23 protein-coding genes are annotated in these 22,473 nt (G+C 58.6%); 13 read left to right on the top strand and 10 right to left on the bottom strand.

Features of this window, described 5'->3' with window-relative positions; all coding sequences use genetic code 11:
- Positions 1-22: 22 nt before the first annotated feature.
- The 3 genes from ACN0RV_RS07225 to ACN0RV_RS07235 are packed head-to-tail and all read right to left on the bottom strand — an operon-like array spanning position 23 to position 2,930.
- The gene (locus ACN0RV_RS07225; RefSeq protein WP_417346914.1) at positions 23-601 is read right to left on the bottom strand and encodes a Crp/Fnr family transcriptional regulator; all 579 of its coding nucleotides are present in this window, start codon (positions 599-601) and stop codon (positions 23-25) included.
- Complete coding sequence (locus ACN0RV_RS07230) at positions 598-1,836, bottom strand: diguanylate cyclase domain-containing protein (protein WP_417346916.1); 1,239 nt, start codon at positions 1,834-1,836, stop codon at positions 598-600. Before ACN0RV_RS07230 ends, ACN0RV_RS07225 begins: the two co-directional genes overlap by 4 nt.
- Positions 1,833-2,930, bottom strand: a complete 1,098-nt coding sequence (locus ACN0RV_RS07235; protein ID WP_417346918.1) for an RDD family protein — start codon at positions 2,928-2,930, stop codon at positions 1,833-1,835. Before ACN0RV_RS07235 ends, ACN0RV_RS07230 begins: the two co-directional genes overlap by 4 nt.
- Before the next feature lie 217 nt (positions 2,931-3,147).
- Between ACN0RV_RS07235 and cysK the strand changes: the two genes are divergently transcribed.
- The 10 genes from cysK to ACN0RV_RS07285 all read left to right on the top strand — a co-directional run bounded on the left by cysK (position 3,148) and on the right by ACN0RV_RS07285 (position 15,847).
- Positions 3,148-4,119: a cysteine synthase A gene (gene cysK / locus ACN0RV_RS07240; protein ID WP_417346920.1), complete on the top strand. Its 972-nt coding sequence runs from the start codon at positions 3,148-3,150 to the stop codon at positions 4,117-4,119.
- A gap of 160 nt (positions 4,120-4,279) precedes the next feature.
- Positions 4,280-5,782, top strand: coding sequence for a methyl-accepting chemotaxis protein (locus ACN0RV_RS07245; protein ID WP_417346922.1), 1,503 nt, complete (start codon positions 4,280-4,282; stop codon positions 5,780-5,782).
- Between the two features lie 226 nt (positions 5,783-6,008).
- The gene (locus ACN0RV_RS07250) at positions 6,009-7,547 is read left to right on the top strand and encodes a methyl-accepting chemotaxis protein (RefSeq protein ID WP_417346924.1); all 1,539 of its coding nucleotides are present in this window, start codon (positions 6,009-6,011) and stop codon (positions 7,545-7,547) included.
- A gap of 117 nt (positions 7,548-7,664) precedes the next feature.
- The gene (locus ACN0RV_RS07255; RefSeq protein ID WP_417346926.1) at positions 7,665-7,922 is read left to right on the top strand and encodes an HPr family phosphocarrier protein; all 258 of its coding nucleotides are present in this window, start codon (positions 7,665-7,667) and stop codon (positions 7,920-7,922) included.
- A 23-nt stretch (positions 7,923-7,945) separates the two neighbouring features.
- Positions 7,946-9,637 carry a phosphoenolpyruvate--protein phosphotransferase gene (ptsP, locus tag ACN0RV_RS07260; RefSeq protein ID WP_417346928.1) on the top strand — a complete coding sequence of 564 codons (1,692 nt, stop codon included), beginning with the start codon at positions 7,946-7,948 and terminating at the stop codon, positions 9,635-9,637.
- Positions 9,638-9,695: 58 nt separating this feature from the next.
- On the top strand, positions 9,696-10,202 hold the full coding sequence (crr, locus tag ACN0RV_RS07265; RefSeq protein WP_028109830.1) for a PTS glucose transporter subunit IIA: 507 nt from the start codon (positions 9,696-9,698) through the stop codon (positions 10,200-10,202).
- Between the two features lie 147 nt (positions 10,203-10,349).
- On the top strand, positions 10,350-11,927 hold the full coding sequence (locus ACN0RV_RS07270; protein WP_417346930.1) for an alkaline phosphatase: 1,578 nt from the start codon (positions 10,350-10,352) through the stop codon (positions 11,925-11,927).
- A 12-nt stretch (positions 11,928-11,939) separates the two neighbouring features.
- Positions 11,940-13,595 (top strand): alkaline phosphatase, encoded by a 1,656-nt coding sequence (locus ACN0RV_RS07275; protein ID WP_417346932.1) that lies wholly within the window; start codon positions 11,940-11,942, stop codon positions 13,593-13,595.
- A gap of 49 nt (positions 13,596-13,644) precedes the next feature.
- On the top strand, positions 13,645-14,307 hold the full coding sequence (locus ACN0RV_RS07280; RefSeq protein ID WP_417346934.1) for a hypothetical protein: 663 nt from the start codon (positions 13,645-13,647) through the stop codon (positions 14,305-14,307).
- Positions 14,308-14,590: 283 nt separating this feature from the next.
- Entirely contained in the window at positions 14,591-15,847 is a 1,257-nt protein-coding gene (locus ACN0RV_RS07285; RefSeq protein WP_417346936.1) for an iron-containing alcohol dehydrogenase, read from the top strand.
- A 139-nt stretch (positions 15,848-15,986) separates the two neighbouring features.
- Here the strand turns inward: ACN0RV_RS07285 and ACN0RV_RS07290 are convergent, their stop codons facing one another.
- A complete protein-coding gene (locus tag ACN0RV_RS07290) occupies positions 15,987-16,676 on the bottom strand; it encodes a hypothetical protein (protein ID WP_417346938.1) in 690 nt (229 codons plus the stop codon).
- Positions 16,677-16,953: 277 nt separating this feature from the next.
- On the opposite strand from ACN0RV_RS07290, the gene ACN0RV_RS07295 reads away from it, so the two are divergent.
- The 3 genes from ACN0RV_RS07295 to ACN0RV_RS07305 are packed head-to-tail and all read left to right on the top strand — an operon-like array spanning position 16,954 to position 19,125.
- On the top strand, positions 16,954-17,304 hold the full coding sequence (locus tag ACN0RV_RS07295; RefSeq protein ID WP_417346940.1) for an ArsC family reductase: 351 nt from the start codon (positions 16,954-16,956) through the stop codon (positions 17,302-17,304).
- Positions 17,297-18,439 carry a succinyl-diaminopimelate desuccinylase gene (gene dapE / locus ACN0RV_RS07300; protein WP_417346942.1) on the top strand — a complete coding sequence of 381 codons (1,143 nt, stop codon included), beginning with the start codon at positions 17,297-17,299 and terminating at the stop codon, positions 18,437-18,439. The genes ACN0RV_RS07295 and dapE overlap by 8 nt, the downstream gene beginning before the upstream one ends.
- Positions 18,433-19,125 (top strand): M15 family metallopeptidase, encoded by a 693-nt coding sequence (locus ACN0RV_RS07305; protein ID WP_417346944.1) that lies wholly within the window; start codon positions 18,433-18,435, stop codon positions 19,123-19,125. Before dapE ends, ACN0RV_RS07305 begins: the two co-directional genes overlap by 7 nt.
- 67 nt (positions 19,126-19,192) lie before the next feature.
- Here the strand turns inward: ACN0RV_RS07305 and ACN0RV_RS07310 are convergent, their stop codons facing one another.
- The 6 genes from ACN0RV_RS07310 to ACN0RV_RS07335 form a co-directional block, all read right to left on the bottom strand.
- Positions 19,193-19,609, bottom strand: coding sequence for a GNAT family N-acetyltransferase (locus ACN0RV_RS07310; protein WP_417346945.1), 417 nt, complete (start codon positions 19,607-19,609; stop codon positions 19,193-19,195).
- Positions 19,610-19,625: 16 nt separating this feature from the next.
- A complete protein-coding gene (locus tag ACN0RV_RS07315) occupies positions 19,626-20,375 on the bottom strand; it encodes a hypothetical protein (protein ID WP_417346947.1) in 750 nt (249 codons plus the stop codon).
- A gap of 143 nt (positions 20,376-20,518) precedes the next feature.
- Positions 20,519-20,908: a PH domain-containing protein gene (locus tag ACN0RV_RS07320; protein WP_417346948.1), complete on the bottom strand. Its 390-nt coding sequence runs from the start codon at positions 20,906-20,908 to the stop codon at positions 20,519-20,521.
- A gap of 41 nt (positions 20,909-20,949) precedes the next feature.
- Complete coding sequence (locus tag ACN0RV_RS07325) at positions 20,950-21,291, bottom strand: hypothetical protein (protein ID WP_417346949.1); 342 nt, start codon at positions 21,289-21,291, stop codon at positions 20,950-20,952.
- A gap of 57 nt (positions 21,292-21,348) precedes the next feature.
- A complete protein-coding gene (locus ACN0RV_RS07330; RefSeq protein WP_417346951.1) occupies positions 21,349-21,615 on the bottom strand; it encodes a hypothetical protein in 267 nt (88 codons plus the stop codon).
- A 27-nt stretch (positions 21,616-21,642) separates the two neighbouring features.
- Complete coding sequence (locus ACN0RV_RS07335; RefSeq protein ID WP_417346953.1) at positions 21,643-21,984, bottom strand: hypothetical protein; 342 nt, start codon at positions 21,982-21,984, stop codon at positions 21,643-21,645.
- Positions 21,985-22,473: the final 489 nt, after the last annotated feature.

Genomic DNA, 22,473 nt, shown 5'->3' on the forward strand with positions numbered 1-22,473 from the left:
CTGAGTTTCAGCCCGAAGGTAATTAACCTTTGTTAAGTCGGCTCTTTATCCGGCTGAGGCTGATGGGGGTGATCCCCAGGTAGGCGGCAATCTGATAGTCCGCCAGGCGCTGCAGCAGCTGGGGGTAGTGCTCGCAGAAATGGCGGTAGCGCTGCTCCGGAGTGCTGAGCAGCAACAAACGCTCCTTACGCTCCTTGAACAGCAACTGGGTCTCCAGCAGCTTGAGGTAGGCGGGGTGTCTCTGCTGACGCCACAAGGACAGCTGCTCAATGGTCAGGGCCACCAGGGTCGAGTCGGTCAGGGCCTGAAAGGCGAAGGGCAGCGGCCCACCATCGAGCAGGCTTTCATAGCCAATGACCCAGTCCCCCTCCCAGTAAAACTCCTTACTGTAGTGGCGGCCATTTTCGGTGTGGTACACCCCGTGGCACAGCCCCTCAAGCAGCAGGTGGAACTGGGCGGGCACCCTGCCCTGCTCCGACAGAGTCTCCCCCGACCCAAGCTGGCGCAGCCTGCCCGCACGGGCAAGCTGGTTGGCCTCATAGGGCGTCAGCCCCAGTTGCGCCAAGGCCTGCTCCAAAGTGGCTGTGACCTCGGGAGTCACTGATCCTCCTCCAGCAGCACCAGGTTACGTCCCGCCTCCTTGGCCTGATAGAGCACCTCATCGGCGCGGCGCAACAGCTCATCGGTGTGATCCTCCGGTGCCGCCTGACACAATCCGGCGCTGAAGCTGACCGCCAACTGCTGGTCCCCCAGATCCAGAGGCGCAGAGGTCAGCTTACGCCGCACCGCCTCAATCAGGCGCCAGGCCTGGTCGCCGTTCAGTCCCGGCATCACCACGGCAAACTCCTCGCCACCGACCCGGCCGATGACAAAGCGCTCCAGGCTCTGACTCAGCTCCTTGGCCAGGGCCTGGAGCACCCGGTCCCCCACCTGATGGCCATACTGGTCATTGATCGCCTTGAACCTGTCCACATCCAGCAGGGCCAGACTCAGACTCTGATCATTTTGCTCCGTCAGACTGCGGGCTTCCTCCAGTTGAGTCATCAGGTAACGCCGGTTGGCCACCCCGGTCAGGTAGTCAAGGTTGGCCCGTTGCCACAGCTGCTGATTGAGCTCCCACGCCTTGATCAGGTTATTGATCCGGCAATAGAACTCCTCGGCAAAAAATGGCTTACGCAGGAAGTCATTGGCTCCATACTTGATGAACTTGGCAGACACCTCCTCCTGTCCGGAGAGGCCGACGATGGAGAGTTGGTCGCCTCCGGGGCGCTCTCGCACCCGGCACACCAGTTCGACACCATTCATCACCGGCATCTCGTAGTCGGTGATCATCAGCTTGAACTCATTGGTGGCCAGCAGCATCAGGGCCGAATCGGCGCTGTCCGCCTCCACCACCTGAAACAGGTGGCGCGCCAGCAGATCCTTGACCTGTTTGCGGGCCACCTGGGAGTCGTCCACCACCAGCACCCGGTAGGCCTGATTGCGCTTAAGGCGGCTGACCAGGTTCACCGCATACTGATAGGAGAAGCGGTTCTCCTTGATGACGTAGTCCACCACCCCGAGTCCCTGAAGGCGGCTGCGCTCGCCCTCATCCATCTGGGCGGTCAACACTATGGTGGGCAACCCCTTGGCCAGGGACCATTCGATCACCTCACCATTGGGGGCATCCGGCAAACAACGGTCACACAGAGCGGCAAAGTAGCGATTGCGCTCCATCAACTCTCTGGCAGTGGCGAAATCCTTTGCCAGGTCTACTTCGATGCCCGGCTCCTGCTGAAACAGGTGCAGTAAGACCTTGGCCACAGTGGCGCTGTCTTCGACAACCAGCACTCTCATCCATTCATTTCCTTTTGACTTGTCATTATTTTCCTGCGCTCCGCCCTGGCTCGTTTTCTCGCCTTGGCGCGCAGGTCAACCACCACGGTGGATGAAATCTTATCGTGAATCCCCTGCCTGTTGGGATCCCAAAATATCTGCAGAAAGCCCATCAACCCCGTGGTCAGGCCAGCGCCGTAGCCACCGTAACGGCCAAAGGCCTCCCACAGGCTCAGGGGAGTATTGTCCAACTGAATCACCCGAATCGCCAGCAGCTTCTTTCCCAGAGTCTGACCATGGAACCAGGCGGTAAACACGGTAAAATAGACGGAGGCCCAACCCAGGCCAAGCCCGAGGTCCTCGATGATCCCTTTGACCACGCCGATGATGCTGAACCGCTCCGGCTCATCCTCCACCTCGGCCTGCTCCTTTTCCGCCTGCTTTTCCAACGCACTCCCCAGTGCATCAACCACCTCATCGGTCTTCGGTGGGGCATGCTCCAACGCAGGCAGGGCTTCTTCGGGCACCGCCTCGGTGGCCGCAGGGGGCTCAGTCCGGGTGTCGAGCCCCTCTTCGTCGTCACGCATGATATCCACGGCCACCTGCTGAGCCTGGGCTTCGGTCAGGCCATAGCGCTCCATCAGGTAATCGCTCATCTGCTGCTCGGTGGTGAATTCCTCTCCCATCACCTTAGCGGTGACATCGCCGACCACTCTGAGCACACAGCCCACATCCCCTTCGGCGCAGATGCCATCGAGCTCTACCGGCTGTTCCACCTCGACCCGGGAGTCTGGTGCCGGTGCCGAGGCATCCGGCCAGCCTTGAATGGTGGCGTTGATCATGGCGAACAGCAGCCACAGGCCGAAACCGATGAAGATGCCGGTCTGCAGCTTACCCTTGATGCGATAGCCTCGAAGACGCACCCAGCCCACCGCCAGAACGATGGCCAGCAGCAGATCGCCTGGCAGCTCGGCCAATATGGCCACCATCAGCAGATCGATGACGATGGCCAGCCCGCGTCGCCAGGGGGAGGCCAGGGGCCGGTTGAGCAGTTTGGGGGCGATATTGAAGGCGTAGGGAGTAATGATGGTGCGGGGGTCGGCGTGCTGACTCACAACAATCCTTATCTACCTGAATTCCTATGGCGAGACGTTATCACAAATAGATGGAAATCATCCATTTCCATCTCATATACACAAATATGGCATCCGTTATTCCATTCAGGAATATAGGATAACGAACCGTACCTTCCAGTCGCGCAAAACCCCGATATGCTGGCTACTATTACTGCTACCCCAGCAATATTGCGATCAAGCACGGAGCATCAACAGGATGGCTAAAATTTTTGACGACAACTCTCTCTCCATCGGTCAAACCCCACTGGTTCGCCTGAACCGGGTCACCGACGGCAATGTTCTGGCCAAGATCGAGGCCCGCAACCCAAGCTTCAGCGTGAAGTGCCGTATCGGCGCCAGCATGATCTGGGACGCTGAAAAGCGCGGCGTACTCAATAAGGAGAGCGAGATCATTGAGCCGACTTCCGGTAACACCGGTATCGCTCTGGCTTTCGTGGCCGCCTCCCGTGGCTACAAACTGACCCTGACCATGCCCGACACCATGAGCCTGGAACGTCGCAAGCTGCTCAAGGCCCTGGGGGCCAATGTGGTGCTGACCGAAGGTGCCAAGGGTATGAAGGGCGCCGTCGCCAAGGCGGAAGAGATCCGCGACAGCGATCCTGAGCGCTACGTGCTGCTGCAGCAGTTCGACAACCCCGCCAACCCGGCGATCCACGAGCAGACCACAGGTCCGGAGATCTGGGAAGACACCGACGGTGAAGTGGACGTATTCGTTGCTGGCGTGGGCACCGGCGGTACCATCACCGGCACCAGCCGCTACCTGAAGCTGAACAAGGGCAAACAGGTTCTGAGTGTGGCCGTTGAGCCCGAAGACTCGCCGGTGATTGCCCAGGCCAAGGCGGGCGAAGAGCTCAAGCCCGGCCCTCACAAGATTCAGGGCATCGGTGCCGGCTTCATCCCGGGCAACCTGGACCTGGAGATGGTGGACAAGGTGATCAGCGTGTCCAACGACGACGCCATCGCCATGGCCCGCCGCCTGATGGAAGAAGAGGGGATCCTCGCCGGCATCAGCTCCGGAGCCGCCGTGGTAGCCGTCAACAAGCTGCTGGAGGAACAGCCTGAGCTGAAAGAGAAAACCATCGTGGTTATCCTGCCCTCCTCTGCCGAACGCTACCTCTCCTCTGCTCTTTTTGCAGGTGTGTTCACAGAAGCTGAAACCCAGCAATAAAGATTCGATCGCAATTCAAAAAGGCGGCCCCCGGGCCGCCTTTTTTTGGTATTGTTAGCGCCACGTTGCGCTGAACCCCATTATCGCAACCTACGGACAAGGAAGGCCGTGGCACCCCCATGGCTAAAGAAACAACGCCTTAAGCTTGTGGAAGTAAGCTATGTTAAACACTTTACGCCGCCTCACCATCTCCCTGCGATTGTTGCTGCTGCTCGCCATGGCAGGCAGTGCCACCCTGGCCTACACCTGGTTCAGCCTCTCCCAGCAAAAGAGCGAACTCCATCAGGCCGCCGAACACTCGATCCAGCAGATGGGCCAGGCACTGAGCTCCTTGGCTTCCGGGCAGAGCGACTGGAACCAGGCACTCTCTTTGCCCCAGGAACTGAACCTGATCGCCCTCGATGACGGCGCCCTGATTCGCAGCGACAGTGAATTGAATCGTTTGCTGCCCTCCGCCAACAGCCTGGCCACGATGGCCGACGGCTCTCTGCATACCCTGGAGCGCTCCGGAGTCACCCTGTGGCTCTACCCCATAGACAGCCGGTTTTTGTTGATTGGAGACTCCCGCCGGGTCGATGCCCAGATGGCCGAGGTGATGTGGGACTATGCCATCTTCCTTACCCTGCTGGCCGGCCCGGTAATGGGGATCTTCCTGCTGTTGAACCAGTCGATCACCGCACCGCTGAAACAGGCGATCCTCACCATGGAGGAGATCGCCCGGGGTGACGGCGACCTGACCCAGAGGCTGGACGACAAGGGCCGGGATGAAGTGGCCCGTTTCTCCACCAGCTTCAACGAGTTTACCGCCAAGATTGCCGACCTCATCAAGGTGGTCAACAAGGATGTGTCCGATCTAAGTGCCAGCGCCCAGCAACTTGATACCACGGTGGCCCAATCCAACCAGACCGCCGGTGCCATGAATCAGGAAGCCCACTCGGTGGCCTCAGCGGTGACACAAATGCTGGCCGCCACCGAAGAGGTGGCAGGCAATACCGCCCAGGCCTCGGAAACCGCCGCCCAGACCCAGCAACAGGTCGGCGTGTGCCGGGATGCCATGCAGCAAAACCGACACCTGCTTCAGGAGGTCGCCGAAGGTATAGGTCAGACCGGTAACACCGCCGACACCCTGGCCCGGGACTCCGCCCAGATCGGCGGCATACTGGACACCATCCGCGGCATCGCCGATCAGACCAACCTGCTGGCCCTCAATGCCGCCATTGAGGCGGCCCGCGCCGGAGAACATGGCCGAGGCTTTGCGGTGGTGGCCGACGAGGTTCGCGCCCTGGCCAGCCGTACCCAGAGCTCCACCGATGAGATTGCCGCCATCATTGACAGCATCCAGTCCGGTGTGGCCCAGGTGACCGATTCGGCCAGCTCTGCCCAGGAGCAGTTTCAACACCTGACCAGCCAGACCGACGAAGCGGGTGACACCCTCAACCAGGTGCTGGACAGAATAGCCACCATAGGCGACATGAATATGCAGATCGCCGCGGCCACCCGTCAGCAAAGTCAGGTGACCAGCGAAATCAATCAAAACATCAATAACATTGCCGAACTTGCCGAGGCCTCCGTCAAAGCCAACGAGAGCAATGCCAACGCCAGCCAGTCGGTACAGGGGGTCACCGACGAACTGTCCCTACAGCTGAGACAGTTCAAAGTGTAACCTTCAGGGCGGGGACATCACCCCGCCCTTTTCTCCCCACAAATTCCCATCAAAACCGGCTGTGCTCCACGACGAATATTCGAAAGTTGTAATTTAGGCATTTCTTAAATTTGCCGGGTCAGCCACAAAGCCAGCAATTGGCCAATCTGGTCAGATGACCGGGGCTAGCTCCCCCATGTATACAAGCTAGTAGAAGGTAAAATAATTAATAATCAGGAAGATATACATGCTTTCACTTCTGCGCCGCCTTTCGGTGTCCCTGCGCTTATTGCTGCTTCTCTGCCTCACGGGTTTAGCCACACTGCTGTACACCTGGTTCGGATTGAGCCAACAGTACGACCAACTGCTTATGGATGCCGAGACCCGGACCCGCCAACTGGGCCAGGCGGTCGCTTCCTTAAAGCTGGAAGATAGCCAGACCCTCATCCAGGACCTGGAGCTGGGTGACAACATCAATCTGATCAAACTGAATGCCAATGGCGAACTGATCTATCAACGCACCGTGGACGATGATCTGACCCGGCTGGCTCGCTCCGTTGAGGGCAAGCAGGCGTTCAAAGTATTGGCCCGCCAGCAGGGCAGCCTGAGCGTCGAGGTCAAAGGCATGCAGTTCTGGCTGTATGGATTCAAACGCAATGACGTCACCTTTGTTCTGATGAGTGATGCCCATCAGGTAGAAGGGCTGATGACCCAGGTGCTGGTAAGCTATGGCCTGTTCCTGACCCTGCTGTCACTTCCCCTGCTCACCATGTTCGTGATGATCAATCTCTCCATTACCCGGCCCCTGCGAAAGGCAACCACCACCATGGAGGAGATCGCTCGGGGAGACGGCGACCTGACCCTGAGACTGGATGACAAAGGCCAGGATGAGGTGTCGCTGTTTTCCAGGGGGTTTAACGAATTCACCGACAAGATCGGCACCCTGATTCGCATCGTGGGCCGTGACATCCAGGGCCTGACCGCTAGCTCTGTTCAATTGGATGCCACAGTCACCCAATCCAACCAGACTGCCAGCGCCATGAACCAGGAGGCCCAATCGGTGGCCTCGGCGGTGACAGAGATGCTATCCGCCACCGAAGAGATTGCCGGAAATACCGCCCTGGCCTCCGAAACCGCCTCTCAGACCCAGCAACAGGTCGGTGTATGCCGGGATGCCATGCAACAGAACCGCCACCTGCTTCAGGAGGTGGCCGAAGGCCTGGGACAGACCGGCACCACCGCCGACACCCTGGCCCGGGACTCCGCCCAGATCGGCAGCATACTGGACACCATCCGCGGCATTGCCGAACAGACCAACCTGTTGGCCCTCAATGCCGCCATCGAAGCGGCCCGCGCCGGCGATCAGGGCCGAGGTTTTGCGGTGGTGGCCGACGAGGTTCGCGCTCTGGCCAGTCGCACCCAGAACTCCACCGACGAGATCGCCGCCATCATAGACAGCATCCAGTCCGGCGTGTCCCAGGTCACAAATTCGGCAAACTCTGCCCAGACCCAGTTTGGTCGCCTGTCAAACCAGACCAATGAGGCAGGAGAGACCCTCAATCAGGTGCTGGACAGGATCGCCACCATAGTCGATATGAACATGCAGATTGCCGCCGCCACCCGCCAGCAAAGCCAGGTGACCAACGAAATCAATCAAAACATCAACAACATCGCCGAACTTGCCGAGGCCTCCGTCAAAGCCAACGAGAGCAATGCCAACGCCAGCCAGTCGGTACAGGGGGTCACCGACGAGCTGTCGCACCAACTGCAACAGTTCAAAGTGTGACCTGTTTGAAATCACCCAGGGGGCAATATTGCCCCCTCTCACTTCGCTTGTGGATTTGTTGATTCCTGTTACCCAGAACAGTATGCTGAGGCCGTCTCACCAGCTTCAAGGCAGATCATGTATCGTCAGTCTGTAACCATTGCCGCCAAACAAGGCATCCACACCCGTCCCGCCGCCCTGCTGGTTCAGCAGGCAAAACAGTATCCCTGTGACATCGTCGTGTATTGCAATGGAAAGCAGGCCAGTGCCAAGAGCCTCTACCGACTCCAGACCCTGAGTCTGGCCCACGGTACCGAAATCGAAGTCAGCGCCAGTGGTGATCAGGCAGAACAGGCCGTCGACAGCCTATGCCGATTTATCGCCAACATGGACTAGAGAATAGAGAGGGAGGACACGGAGTGTCACACACCTTTGTCGCCCAGGTCCTCTCCGCAGGACTGGTCCGGGGAGCGCTGTATCGCTGCCACCGCCGCATCAATCCGGTGGATCACTCCAAGATTGGCTATCAGCAGATCCCGGCGGAGCTGAGTCACATCGATCAGGCGCTGGGCGCCGAGCTCGACGCCCTGAACGCCCTGCAGACCCAGGCGCTGTCCGAAACCGAACGGGAACTGGTTGAGGCAGACAGATTGATGCTCCAGGATGAGGAGCTCAAGCGGGATCTTCACCAGCATGTCACCCTGCACCATTGCAGTGCCGCCAGTGCATTTGAGCGGGTTCTCACCCCCATGGTGGACGAGATCTCCGGCATCGAAGACCCCAACCTGCAGAAACGCGCCGCCGAACTGCAGCAACTGAAGCAGCGCCTGACCCAGCACGCCCTGGGCCACCGCTGCCCGCTGCCGAAGAGTCTCTCTGCCAAACACATTCTGGTGGTGGATTACCTCTCTCCTGCCGAGTTTCTGCGTTACCCCGACATCAGCGGTCTGGTGGTCAGCCAGGCCACCTACCAGGATCACCTGGCGATCCTGGCCCGCGGCATGCAGGTTCCCCTGCTGGTGCTCTCCCCCGATGAGCTGGCTCCCCTGCCCCACGGCGCCGACATCCTGCTGGATGGCGAACAGGCCACGGTCACCGTGACCCCCTCCAGGGTACAGTCGGAAGCCTTCGACGCCCGGATGGCCAATTATCTGGAGCGCCTGCAACAGATTGAGCACGACGCCCAGTCTCCGGCACTGACCGCCGACGGTCACGAGATCACCATCGCCGCCAACGTCGCCACCCTGGCGGAGCTGCCCCAGGTGGAGCGTTACGGCTGTCAGGAGATCGGCCTGCTTCGCACCGAACTGCTGTTTATGGACAGGCTCAGTCTGCCCAACGCCGATGAGCAGTATCAGGCCTACCGCACCATTGCCGACGCCATCTCCCCCCACCCGGTCACCATCCGCCTGTTCGACTTTGGCGCCGACAAGGTGATGGAGGAGGAGAACCTGGAGGAGACCAACCCGGCCCTGGGGCACCGTGGCGTGCGCCTGGGCCTGGAGCGCCCCCACCTGCTGCTGCCTCAGCTCAGGGCCATCGCCCGCTTGAGTCAGAGTCATAAGGTAAAAATGCTGGTTCCCATGGTCAATCAGGTCGAGGAGCTGGAGATGCTGGCCAACCTCTACGATGAGGCCACCGCCGACCTGCCAACTGAGCAGAAGCGAAAGAAACCGGAGCTGGGGGTGATGATTGAAACCCCGGCATCGGTGATGAACATCGACGCCCTGGCCAGCCGGCTGGATTTTATCTCCATCGGAACCAACGATCTGACCCAGTATCTGTACGCGGCCGATCGGAACGACCCCACCATGTCCAAGCTCTACACCCCGGTGTCACCGGCGATGATTCGAGCCCTGGCCTGGGTGTGCTCACGGGCACAGGCAAACGGATTAAAAATCACCCTCTGTGGAGAAATGGCCTCAGATATTAAGGCGTTACCTCTCCTGGTCGCCCTGGGAATTGATGGCCTCTCCATGGTTCCCACCCAGAGACCCGCCATCAAGGGCGCGCTGTCGACACTCAGTCTCAGTCGCTGTCAGAAGGTGTTGGAACGTGCGCTGAGAAGTCAAACCACAAGGGAATTAACATCTATACTTAACTCGCTGTGATTCATAGCAAAAATTAGATAAGATCAACAATAACAGGGATAAAGGAAAAGAGGTGCGCATGGGATTTTTCAGCCGCATGCAACGTATGATGAAAAATACTCCCCCCACCGGCGGGATCACCGTGGTGGCTCCGGTCTCCGGAGAAGTGGTGGAGATTGAAAAGGTGCCGGACGTGGTGTTCTCGCGGAAGATCATCGGTGACGGCATCGCCATCGACCCCAGCGGCGACACCGTTTATGCCCCCATTGACGGCACCATTGGCAAGATATTCGAGTCCAACCACGCCTTCAGCATCGAATCCAACCTTGGGTTGGAGCTGTTCGTGCACTTTGGCATCGACACCGTCGAACTCAGGGGCAATGGTTTCGAACGTATCGCTCAGGAGGGACAAAAGGTCAAAGCCGGCGATCCCATCCTGAAGTTTGACCTGGACTACCTGAAAGAGCACGCCAAGAGCGTTCTGACGCCCCTGGTCATCGCCAACATGGAGGACGTGAAGGAGCTCTCCAAAGCCGATGGCGAAGCGGTTGGCGGCCAGACTCCCGCCCTGCAAGTCTTCCTTTAGATCCCGATAACCTGTTTTCTTGAAAAGACCGCGCTGCGGTCTTTTTTCATTCATGTTAGTGACATAGAGCTTTAACCTCAGCGACACAATCCACCGATAACCTGCTTCCGCTTACGTATCCAAGCATCACAACTACAGGAAGCAGTTATGAAACTTCTATGGAGCTCTCTCGCCACCGCCGTGGCCCTGTCGCTCTCTCACGCCGCACAGGCCCAGGTCCTGCCCAACTATCAGATCAGCAACCCCTGGTACCAGCAGGCCCAACAGGATCTGCAGAAAAAGCTGACCGCCGAGGATGGCACCCAGGCAAAAAACGTCATCCTGTTTGTGGGCGATGGCATGGGGATCTCTACCCTGACCGCCGCTCGAATCCTTGAGGGCCAGCAGTTGGGGCTGCTCGGCGAGGAGCACGCCCTGAGCTTCGAGACGTTCGGTTACTCCGCCCTGGTGAAGACGTACAACACCGACGCCCAGACCCCGGACTCCGCCGGCACCATGACTGCGATGATCGCCGGCGTCAAAACCGACGCCGGCGTACTCAGCGTCGACGAGGACATTGAGCGCGGTCAGTGCGGCACCGTGTCAGGCAACGAACTGACCACTGCCATCGAGCTGGCCGAGATCAAAGGCCTGGCCACCGGGGTCATCTCCACCGCACGCATTACCCACGCCACGCCAGCCGCCACCTACGCCAAATCCGCCGATCGCAACTGGGAAGACATCTCCGACATGCCCGAAGAGGCGGTGGCCGCCGGCTGCAGGGACATTGCCGACCAGTTGGTGAACTTCAAAGAGAACCTTCAGGCGCGCTTCCCCGATGCCGAGGTCGATGGCCTGGACGTGGTCATGGGCGGGGGCCGCCGCCACTTCCTGCCCAAGGAGGAAGCTTTCAACAGCAGCGATGCCCGCTCTGCCGTTGAGGGGGACCGCACCGACGACCGTGACCTGACCGCCGAATGGCAGCAGAAGTACAGTGATGGCGTCTACGTCATGGACCTGGCTGGCTTCGACGCCATCGACCCGGCCAGCACTCACCGCGTGCTGGGGCTGTTTAACGAGTCCCACATGCAGTACGAGGCGGACCGCCACAACGACATCGCCGGCGAGCCCTCCCTGAGCGAGATGACTGCCAAGGCCATCGAGATCCTGAAACAGGATGAGGACGGCTACCTGCTGGTGGTGGAGTCCGGCCGCATCGACCACGGCCACCACGCCGGCTCCGCCTCCACCGCCCTCACCGACACCATCGAACTGGCCAAGGCGGTAGAGATGGCCCAGGCCGCCGCCGGCGACGACACTCTGATCCTGGTGACCGCCGACCACAGTCACGTATTCACCATCGCCGGTTACCCCCGTCGCGGCAACCCGATCCTCGGCAAAGTCGTCGGCGTCGATGGCCAGGTGGCCATGGCCGCCGACGGCCTGCCTTACACCACCCTGGGCTACACCAACGGTCGTGGCTTTCAGGATCTCGGCACAGAAACCGATGGCGACGCCAGTTACGACCAGGAGATTGCCGCCGGTCGTCACGACCTGTCCCTGATCGACACCACCGCCTCCGGCTATCACCAGGAAGCGGTGATCCCCAAGAGCTCGGAAACCCATGCCGGCGAAGACATCAGCCTGCACGCCACCGGCCCCGGTGCTCAGTATGTTCAAGGAGTGATTGAACAGAGCCAGGTGTTCCACCTGATTGACGACGCCCTGAACCTGGTTGCCAAATAAGGAAGTAACGCAATGAAACTGACCACTCAATCCCTGCTGGCTCTGGCCATCACCGCCGCCCTGGCAGGCTGTAACTCCAGCGACAACGACACTGATGCCGTTACCCCCGAACCGTTCCGCGTATCCAAGGCGGACATCGCCACCAACACCGGCAACCCCTACTACCAGGCCGGTGAGTCCAACGTCGCCACCGCCAAGGCGCGCACCGCCGACAACCGCCGCGGCGCCGCCAAGAACGTCATCCTGTTTGTGGGTGACGGCATGGGCGTCTCCACCGTCACCGCGGCCCGCATTCTGGACGGCCAGATGAAGGGCGGCATGGGCGAAGAGAACAACCTGAGCTTCGACAGCTTCCCCTATTCCGGCCTGGTCAAGACCTACAACGTCGACGCCCAGACCCCGGACTCCGCCGGCACCATGACCGCACTGATCAGCGGCGTGAAGACCGACGTCGGCGTGATTGGCGTGGATGAGGACATCATCCGCGGCGACTACGCCACCGTCGCCGGCAACGAGCTGATGAGCGCCATCGAGATGGCGGAGATCGCCGGCATGTCCACCGGTGTGGTGTCCACCGCCCGCATCACCCACGCCACCCCGGCCGCCACCTACGCCAAGTCCGCCGACCGTAACTGGGAGGATGTGTCCGACATGCCGCAGGACGCGGTGGACGCCGGTTTCCCCGACATCGCCGATCAGCTGGTGATGTTTGAACAGTACCTGGAGGGCCGCGTCAGCGGTCTGGATGTGGACGGTCTGGAGGTGGTGATGGGCGGCGGTCGCCGTCACTTCCTGCCCAAGGATGCCTCCGCCAACAGCAGCGATGCCCGCTCCTCGGTAGAGGGTGACCGCACCGACGAGCGCAACCTGGTGAACGAGTGGCAGGCTCAGTACCCCCAGGGCAGCTATGTAATGGACAAGAACGGCTTCGATGCCATCGATGCCGCCACTGCCACCAAGGTGTTCGGCCTGTTCAACGAGTCCCACATGCAATATGAAGCGGACCGTGACAACGACATCGCCGGTGAGCCCTCCCTGACGGAGATGACCGTCAAGGCGATCGACATTCTGGACAACAACGACAAGGGCTACTTCCTGGTGGTCGAGGCGGGTCGCATCGACCACGGTCACCACGCTGGCTCCGCCTATGGCGCCCTGACCGACACCATTGAGATGTCAGAAGCGGTGGCCAAGGCGGCCGAAATGACCTCGGCTCAGGACACCCTGATCCTGGTCACCGCCGACCACAGCCACGTGTTCACCATCGCCGGCTACCCCAAGCGGGGCAACCCCATCCTGGGCAAGGTGGTCGGGGTGGACGGCGAGCAGGCCACCGCCTCTGACGGCCTGCCCTACACCACCCTGGGCTACACCAACGGCCGCGGCTTCCAGGATCTGGGTGACGAGACCAATGCCGACGCCAGTTACGATCAGGCCATCAGCGCCGGCCGCCACGACCTGAGCGACGTGGACACCACCGCCCCCGGTTACCACCAGGAGGCGCTGGTGCCCCGCAGCTCCGAAACCCACGCCGCCGAAGATGTGGGGGTCTATGCCCGCGGCCCCGGCGCTCAACTGGTGACCGGCACCAATGAGCAGAGCTACCTGTTCCACGTGATGGAGCACGCCGCCAATCTGATGGGCCGCGCCGAGCAAGCCCTGAAGTAACCGTTAGACCAGAAAAGGGAGCGCTGAGGCGCCCCCTTTGGAGTATCCCATGTTTAAGACAACCCTACTCTCTCTCGCCCTGGTTGCCGGGCCCGCCCTGGCCCAGTGCGACCGGGACACCCTGGTGGCCCACTACCGCCTGCAGCCGGCTGCCCAGCCCGCTCTGGAGCTCACCCTGGTTCGCCAGGGCAACCGGGTGGCCCTGCACTGGCCAGCCAAGGGGATCACCGAGCGCTGGACCCGCACCAGTAACGGCTTGTTGCAGCTCGAGCGCCTGTTTGAACCGTACCAGAGAGGTATCGAATACCAACCGGACGAGATCGCCGCCCGTTCCGGCGATCGCCTGTGGCAACTGAAACGCCAGTTGATCACCCAGGCCGCACTGGAGGCACTGCCTCTGATCAGGCAGCAGGGCGAAGGCTGCGATCTCCACCACTACCGCGCCAGGGGTGATACCGAGCTGGTGTGGCTCGCCGGCTCAGGCCTCATCGAAACGCTTGCCGCCCCCCATCAGCAATTGAGCCTGGTCTCATTGCAAACCGGTGACCAAGCGGTCAGCCATTGGATGGCTAACTGGGACAGCTATCAGCTTACCGATTACGCCGACATTGGCGACAACGAGCAGGATCCCCTGCTGTCAAAGATGATCAATCAGGGCTTTCAAAGCCGCCCCGCCACAAGCCACGGCCATCATCACGGCCACGATCACTGATTCGCCAGTCAACGGGGGCCGCATCGACGGCTCCCGTTTCTCTTTTGTTTTCAGCGTAACAGCCCTGCCTCCCGCTCTTGTGCCAAATCAACTGCTGAGCAAATCCTTCACACCTGAGGCAAAGCCTCTGTTATCTTGCTCATAAACAGACCAATTGTGTGAACTGTGACAGTGAGTTGACACAGGACCGCGCCATCGCCTAGTCTGACAACCGACCGACTAGTCGGTGCCAAAGTTCATGAGCCGGCAGGAGTTTCCGGCAGCAGCCGAGAGGGAGGGCAGCATGAATCAACCGCTACACCCCAACCACCATTCACCTGAGCCGGGATTCGCCCTGCGCCAGACCCTGTATAAGGGCTGGGCCGCCCTGGCCAAGCCCGTCTACCGAGTGCTGCCCATCGCCAGCCCGGACGTGATCAGCGGCAATCAGGCCCTGGCCGAAGGCATCGCCGAGCTGAGTAAACAGGGGATCCGGCGTCCGGTGGTGATCACCGACACCGCCTTTGTGGATCTGCCGGTGTTCCAGCGGCTGCTGGACACCATGAATGAGGCCAAACTGAACTATTCGGTGTTCAGTGACATTGTCCCGGACCCGGACTTCTCCATCATCGAGCGCGGCATTGAGCACTGCCGCAACCACGACTTCGACGGCGTCATCGCCATCGGCGGTGGGTCCTCCATCGACGCCACCAAGGTGATCAATCCCTGCGCCCGTCACAACATCGACCCCCGCCGGGTACCGGGCATGCTGAAACTGCGCAAGCGCGGCCATTACTTCATGGCCATCCCCACCACCGCAGGCACCGGCTCAGAAGCCACCGCCGCAGCGGTGATCACCGATGAACAGACCCACCAGAAGAAAGTGGTGATCAGCCTCACCGTGGTACCGGAACTGGCGGTGTTGGACCCCTCACTGATGATGGGCCTGCCCCCGGGGATCACCGCCGCCACCGGCATGGATGCCCTCACCCACGCCATGGAATCCTACTTAAGCCGCTACGCCACCCCGAAAACCGATGCCCTCAACCTGGAGAGCATGGCCCGCATCTTCGATCACCTGCCCCGCGCCTTCCACGACGGTGCCAACGACGAGGAAGCCAGGCGCCAGATGGCCATCGCCTCCCATAACGCCGGTGTCGCCTTTACCCGCACCAGTGTCGGCTGGGTACACGCCATCGCCCACCAACTGGGTGCCCTCTACGGCGTGCCACACGGTCTGGCCAATGCCATGGTGCTGCCCCATGTGCTGGGCTTCTACCTGCCCTTTGCCCAGCCCCGGATGGCACAGATGGCCCGCCATATCGGCCTGCCGGGCGCATCAGACGCGGATCTGGCCCTGGCGCTGGTGGACGCCGTCCACAACCTCTGTAATCAGTTGCAGATCCAGCCGCTGCTGAGCATGGTCAAGGAGGAGGACATCGGTCGGATCACCCGCAACGTCATTGACGAGGTGTATCGCAGCCCCTATCCGGTGCCTGGCTATTTCCGCTCCTACGGCGAACTGGAAGCCTTTATCCGAGGTATGATGGTGGCGCGCTAAGAGGGCATTGCAAACAGCTCTGCCCCTTGAATCGGCTCAAGTCGGGTAGCTGAGTAAGGGGCGTTTGCAACTCGGTAAAGACAGGGACGTCGAGCGCTTCGGCAGAGTTCGCCTCTGCCGTCATCAAAGACTGCTGAGCTTAGCAATCCATGGTGGTTGAAAAGCCGTGAGCCAGAAGCAGGTTCTGGAAGCTGTCCAGGGTGCGTCGCATACCACCCTTCTGGCCCAGAACAGGCAGCGGCACAGAGTGACTGATGCACAAGGCGCCGGATTTCATCTTATGGCCCTGATCCCAGATTTGCGGCAGGGGCTCATCATTGAACAGTTGCCACCAGACGACCCCCTCATCCTCAGGCACAGGCTTGGCCATGCGATAGGCATGGAGGTCCAGGCGGGTCTCACTCTGATGAGGCTGAGGCCGGATCTGCATGGCATCCCAATGGGTTCTGTCCTGACGAATGCAGCGATCGAAACCACTGTCGGTCACCAGGCGAACCACCAGCATCCAGGCTTCAGGGCCGTCGAATTGCCCCGCCTCCGCCTCCTGGGTGAGGAACAGGAAGCTGGCATCGTTCAGTGGGGAGAAGTCCCAGGCCCACTGGGCAAAGGGCTCGATGGCGCCGTGGGAAGGCGCATTGTGGTGAGTGGGCTGCCAGTAATGAAATCTGCACCCCAGCCTCTCCGCCAGAGTCTCGATGATCGGCATCACCCGCTGGTGATATGCCACCAGCAGACGCTGCGCCTTACGCACATCGCTTAACGCATCTTGCAGACCGGCTTCCTCGCCCAGGTCTTCTACAGAAGATTCGATTTCATTTGTCTCTGGCATTGCTGGTCCATCACCGCATAAACCCGCACTCAATGTGACTGAATTGACGTTAGAGTGCAACTGGCTAGTCATTGTGGATCAAAGAGGAAGTAAACTCACCCCCAAGTGGCATGATCCGTGACTGAATGTCGATTATGAAACCAACTCCGTCGGCTATTAATCAGGGCTAAATCCCTCCCATCACAGTGCTTTATCAAAGGCAAGGGTGAATCTGTCTTGCCCGCCTGTTAGGCCAGTGTCACAATGTCAGACCATTTCTGATATTGGAGAGCCATGGATGATCCTGTTTGGCATCAAAAATTGCGACACCGTAAAGAAGGCCCGCAAACATCTGGACAACAGCAATACCCCCTACCAGTTTCACGACTTTCGTGAAGCCGGTCTGGATGACGCCACCCTGGAAGCATGGCTTGAGAAGGTCGAGTGGAAGACTCTGCTGAATACCCGTTCCACCAGCTGGCGCCAGCTGAGCGATGAGCAGAAAACCGATGTGGACAGAGATAAGGCCAAGGCGCTGATGCTGGACAACCCCACCCTGGTTAAGCGTCCGGTATTGGTCAGCGGCGACACGGTTCAGGTAGGCTATAAGTCTGCCGACTACGATACTCTGGTGGCTGCCAATGGCTGACAATCAACAATCCGAAGTGCTGCAACTGGCCATCGACCTGCTTTCGAGAGAGTCGGTTACCCCAGAGGACGCTGGTTGTCAGCCGATGATGGCGGAGTACCTGGCCAAGCTGGGTTTCGATATCGAGCCGATGATCTTCGAAGACACCACCAACATGTGGGCCAGACGCAACAGCGAAGGGCCTTTGTTCTGCTTTGCGGGCCACACCGATGTGGTGCCCGCCGGCAAGCTGGACGACTGGCACACTCCGCCCTTCACCCCCACCATCATCGACGGCATTCTTCACGCCCGTGGCGCCGCCGACATGAAGGGCAGCCTGGCCGCCATGCTGGTGGCCACCAAGCGCTTTGTCACCAAGCACCCGGAGCACAAAGGCTCCATCGCCTATCTGATCACCTCGGATGAAGAGGGGCCATTCATCAATGGTACCACCCGGGTAATCGACACCCTGGAAGCGCGCAACGAAAAGATTAAGTGGTGCATCGTCGGCGAGCCCTCAAGCTCAGCCAAGCTGGGCGACGTCATTAAAAATGGCCGCCGAGGCAGCCTGACCGGCGATCTCTATGTTAAGGGTATTCAGGGCCACGTGGCCTACCCGCAACTGGCGGACAACCCGGTTCACAAGACCGCCCCTGCCCTGGCAGAACTTGCGTCAGTGAAATGGGATGATGGCAACGAGTTCTTCCCCCCCACCAGCTTCCAGATCGCCAACATCGATGCGGGCACCGGTGCCCCCAATGTGATTCCCGGCGAGCTGCACGTGCAGTTCAACTTCCGCTACTGCACCGAGACCCACGCCGCCGATCTGAAGAACCGGGTCCACAACCTGTTCGACAAGTACGGATTGGATTACCGCATCGACTGGGTACACAATGGTTCCCCCTTCCTGACGGATCACGGTAAACTGCTGGAAGCCACCTGTGAGGCGATTCGCGAGGTCACCGGTTACGACACCGACCCGCAAACCAGTGGCGGCACCTCCGATGGGCGCTTTATTGCCCCCACCGGTGCAGAGGTGCTGGAGCTTGGCCCAATCAACGCCACCATCCATAAGGTGAACGAGTGCGTCAGCATTCGCGATCTGGAGATTCTGGCAGACTGCTACGAAGCGATTATGGAGAAGCTATTGTGCTGACCCAACCCCAACTCATGGGACTAGAACAGAACCACCTGATGGAAGTGGAAGACCAACTGCTGGAGTGCCGCACCGCGGTGGCCTTCCGGCAGATGCAGGACGCTGCCCGTGAAGCAGGCTTTGATCTTCAGTGTGCCTCTGGCTGGCGCAGCTTTGATCGCCAACTGAGCATCTTTAACGGTAAGGTGATGGGCAAGCGCCCACTGGTGGATGAAGAGGGACGCCCTCTGAACCCCGCCAACCTCAATGATAACGAGCTGATGCGCGCCATCCTGGCCTGGTCTGCCCTGCCCGGCAGTTCACGCCACCACTGGGGCACCGATTTCGACTTCTACGATGCCAATGCCATCTCCCGCGATGAGCTAAAGCTTGAGCCGGCGGAGTATCGCGGCCGAGCTCCCAACGGCAAGCTGAATCGTTGGCTGGATGAGCACATGACCCGGTTTGGCTTCTTCCGCCCCTACACCAAAAACCTGGGTGGCGTGCAACCAGAGCCCTGGCACCTGAGCTTTGCGCCTGTGGCCCTGCCTGCCCTGGCCGCCTTCGATGAGCGTGCCCTGGCCGAACACCTGAAACAGAGCAAGCTGGCACTGAAGTCCCACATTTTGGAACGCCTGCCTGAACTGCTCAGGCGTTACTTCTACCGGGTCACTCCGGCGCCAGCGGCAACGCTGATGAACCAGTAACGACAAAGGGCTGCCCAATGGCAGCCCTTTTGTTTGTGTCTCTTTCTAAGGTGGTTCTCACCGTTAGTCAGACGTACCGCTTCATCAGAAAGAACCGATCCGGACTGGGCGGCACACCGTTCACCTGACCAACCACCTCAAACCCCAGCTTCTGATAAAACTCCGGCGCCTGGAACTTCAGCGTATCCACCTGGGCAGCAATACAGCCCCGACGCCGCGCTTCCTCTTCCGCCTTCGCCATCAGTGTCCGGCCCAGGCCAGAGCCTCGCGCCGCTTCCGACACCCAGAGTACTTCGATGAGAAACTGCCGGTAGATGGTCCGCCCGGCAACGCCGCCAACCACCTGCCCCTGCTCATCCCTGGCGCTGACCAACAAAGGTTCGGAGGCCTCCTCTCCCATATGCTGGGCATTGTACTGGCGCACGCCCTCCACCAGGGCATCAAACAGCTCGGCATTGTGTTCACAGGTCACGTCGATGTTCATTGCGCTTATCTGCCTCCTAAAAACCAAAGCCCGCACTGTTGGAGGAAAAGTGGGTAATGCCCTCCCCCAGGTTCTGCGTTTTAGCATCGACCAGCCTCACCTTCAGCAGGTGCTGCCCTTCACTCAGTTTGGGCTTCTTGAACTGAGCAATCACCATAGGCATGAAACAACCATTGGGCGTATCCATCTCCTTGGGGAAGCTCTTACAGTTATTCAGCTTCTCATAGGCCCAGTTGTAACTCAGCAATTCGACTGGTTTGCCGTCCACAAAACCGCGTATCGAACTGCTGTCTATTTCAGGGGTAATGTCGATCACTGCAGCCTGTTCGCCATTTATCTCTTTCATGCTGAACTTCGGCGTAACCAGGCTCATGGGTCTGAACGAAGCAAACATCGAGTTTGAGCCGCCATTGGAGGACCAGGTCGACAGACTGAACACCTCAAGGGTATCGAACGCGGCATCGATGACCTGAGACTCAATGAGATTCAGGTTCCAACCCCAGAACTCCAGCGCTGTCTTGGCGTATTTCTCCTCATCACAGACGTACATGGAGTTGTAAAAACCTGCGGGAATACGCGCTTCATAGCGCCCTTGGCTGTCACAGCGAGCATGGATGGAGTCATCACTAATCCAGCGGCTCTTATTGAAATAGACATCGCATTTACTGACCGGCTCACCTAACTTATCGGTCACCTGCCCTTGAATCACGATCTCCGCACAACAGATACCGGGCAACATAAGCCCGGCCAACACCATTCCCTTCATTCCTTTGCTCCAATGGTTGGGCTCCGCGCGAAAGCTACAAGACTGTTCGATGACCAGCTACAACTCTTCCCTGTCTAACGAGAGCCAATGAGAAATACCGCTTTAAAAATATGATGTGTTACTGCTTCAGGCTGAGGCTCGCACTAATGGCCTATTGCCTTCAGAAAACGCGCCTTCTCTTTCGGGGAGACCATGATCGTTTGACCAGATCCATAGCTAATCTCCAATCTATCTAAGGACAGCGCCGGGCTCGACACCGGACTGCGTGTCTCGCGCACTGATCGGATCGACACGATATCAATCTGCCAGGAAAACGGCCCAGCCTGTACACGAAGCATTTCATCGCTGACCACATACTTGGTTGAAACCAGCAACCAGGCAAGCATCCCTGCAGTGATGATCAACACACAGGCCGTCACCCACCCGGCATCGATCCGCACCGCTTCAACAGCGCCATACAGACTGCCCGCTATGCCTAACAGTAAGACCACCAACAGCCAGGTATCGATTTTCGAACGAAACGTCATATCCATATGACCTCTCCCTTTTACTTACTGACATCGCCCTTTCGAGACTAATGCTGCTCCTGCTTTCTCATCAGGTTGATGTCTGTGACCAGTCGCCTGACTTCAATCAACTTAACTTCAGTGAGAATGACAGACATCAACGAAATAAAGCCCAAAGCTATTAAGGCCATACTCATTTCGTTAATATATCCAAAAGCTCCGGTAAGTATAATTATTAGAGAGCCGATCCATATGCGGACTTCTCCGGAGTTAACTGTGAATTTCGCCAATGCGTAATCATAAGCGATAATCGCGCGGTTACACATAAAACCAAGTTTAACCATGACTTTACCATCTTTCATCTCAGCGTCGTATTCACGATCTCTAAGCATTTCTAACACCTGTTCCAATCTACACCTCTATTTTAATAATGAGTCTTGTCCATGTTGTACGCCGCCTTCATGCTATCAAGATTTGGACGTTCCCCCGGCGACCACAGTTATTACGCCGATGACATAGCCAAAGTCGTACCACCCACCCTCATTGGGGTATGTGTAGATCTGGATGTCAGAAAACAAACTGGCTATAAAAGCGATAACAATGAAAAACCCCTGAGTTAGACCGGTAAAGAAACCCGGCAGCTCCCCTTCTTTCAGGGCAAATTGCTCGGCGCACCCCACCAATAACGTTAGAGTCAATCCAACCAGAAATGTGCATTTCACCAACTTGTTCATAGTTAGCTTTTTCATCTGAATCAACACTCAGTGGCTATCGTCTTCTGTCCAGGCATTTGCTTGGGTGGACAGTTCCGGGTAACGTCGATCACTCGTATAGAACATAGATGCGACGACAGAGAAGGCTGAAGCCGACATTAGCAGAAATTCGTAGAAGCCAGACACACCGAGTTCCGCGGTAAACCTTGGCAGGTTCATCACCCAGATTCCCAGGGCGACACAAATAATAAGCGGCATCCCATAAAACACGATTAACTTAGCTTTTGTTTTAGCCGATTTAAGGAGAGCAGTCTGTATCCTGCACATCACGTCGATGGCTGCAACGAATGAGACCATCGACATAGCGATAAAAATTATAAAGTCTGACATACCTAAGTAGCCCTTCGATGTTCTCTCAAGATCCGAGCAAGGCCAAGGAGATCACTATGATAAAACAGAGAGCTATCATAACCTTACCGAGCGATTTCAAATCTGTCTTTTCACGCTGCCTTTGAGCCTGAAGAAGCATAACCTCTTCACTGGATTTTCCTGTGCAACTAGTGCACTCAAGATCCCCCTTACTATACGAGATCTTATAGCCGCATCTATTACAAATAAGATCAAAGTACTCGCCTTCCACCTTAGTACGGTTCCAGGCTGCCATAACTGTACGAAATAAAAACAACATCAACACCCCTAGCCGTTGTTTAGCGTCTTAACAAGGCAACTATTTGACGATACAGGTCTGCACAGACCAAAAGGTCCGCCTGTAGTGGTCAACTAAATCCGGACACCTGTTTAGCCCGATTCTCGGCTTCCGCAGGCGGCACCCCATCATTGTGTTGGTGAGGGCGCTGCCAGTTGTAGTAGTCCATCAAG

This window comes from Ferrimonas sp. (genome assembly GCF_048263965.1).
GTDB lineage: Bacteria > Pseudomonadota > Gammaproteobacteria > Enterobacterales > Shewanellaceae > Ferrimonas.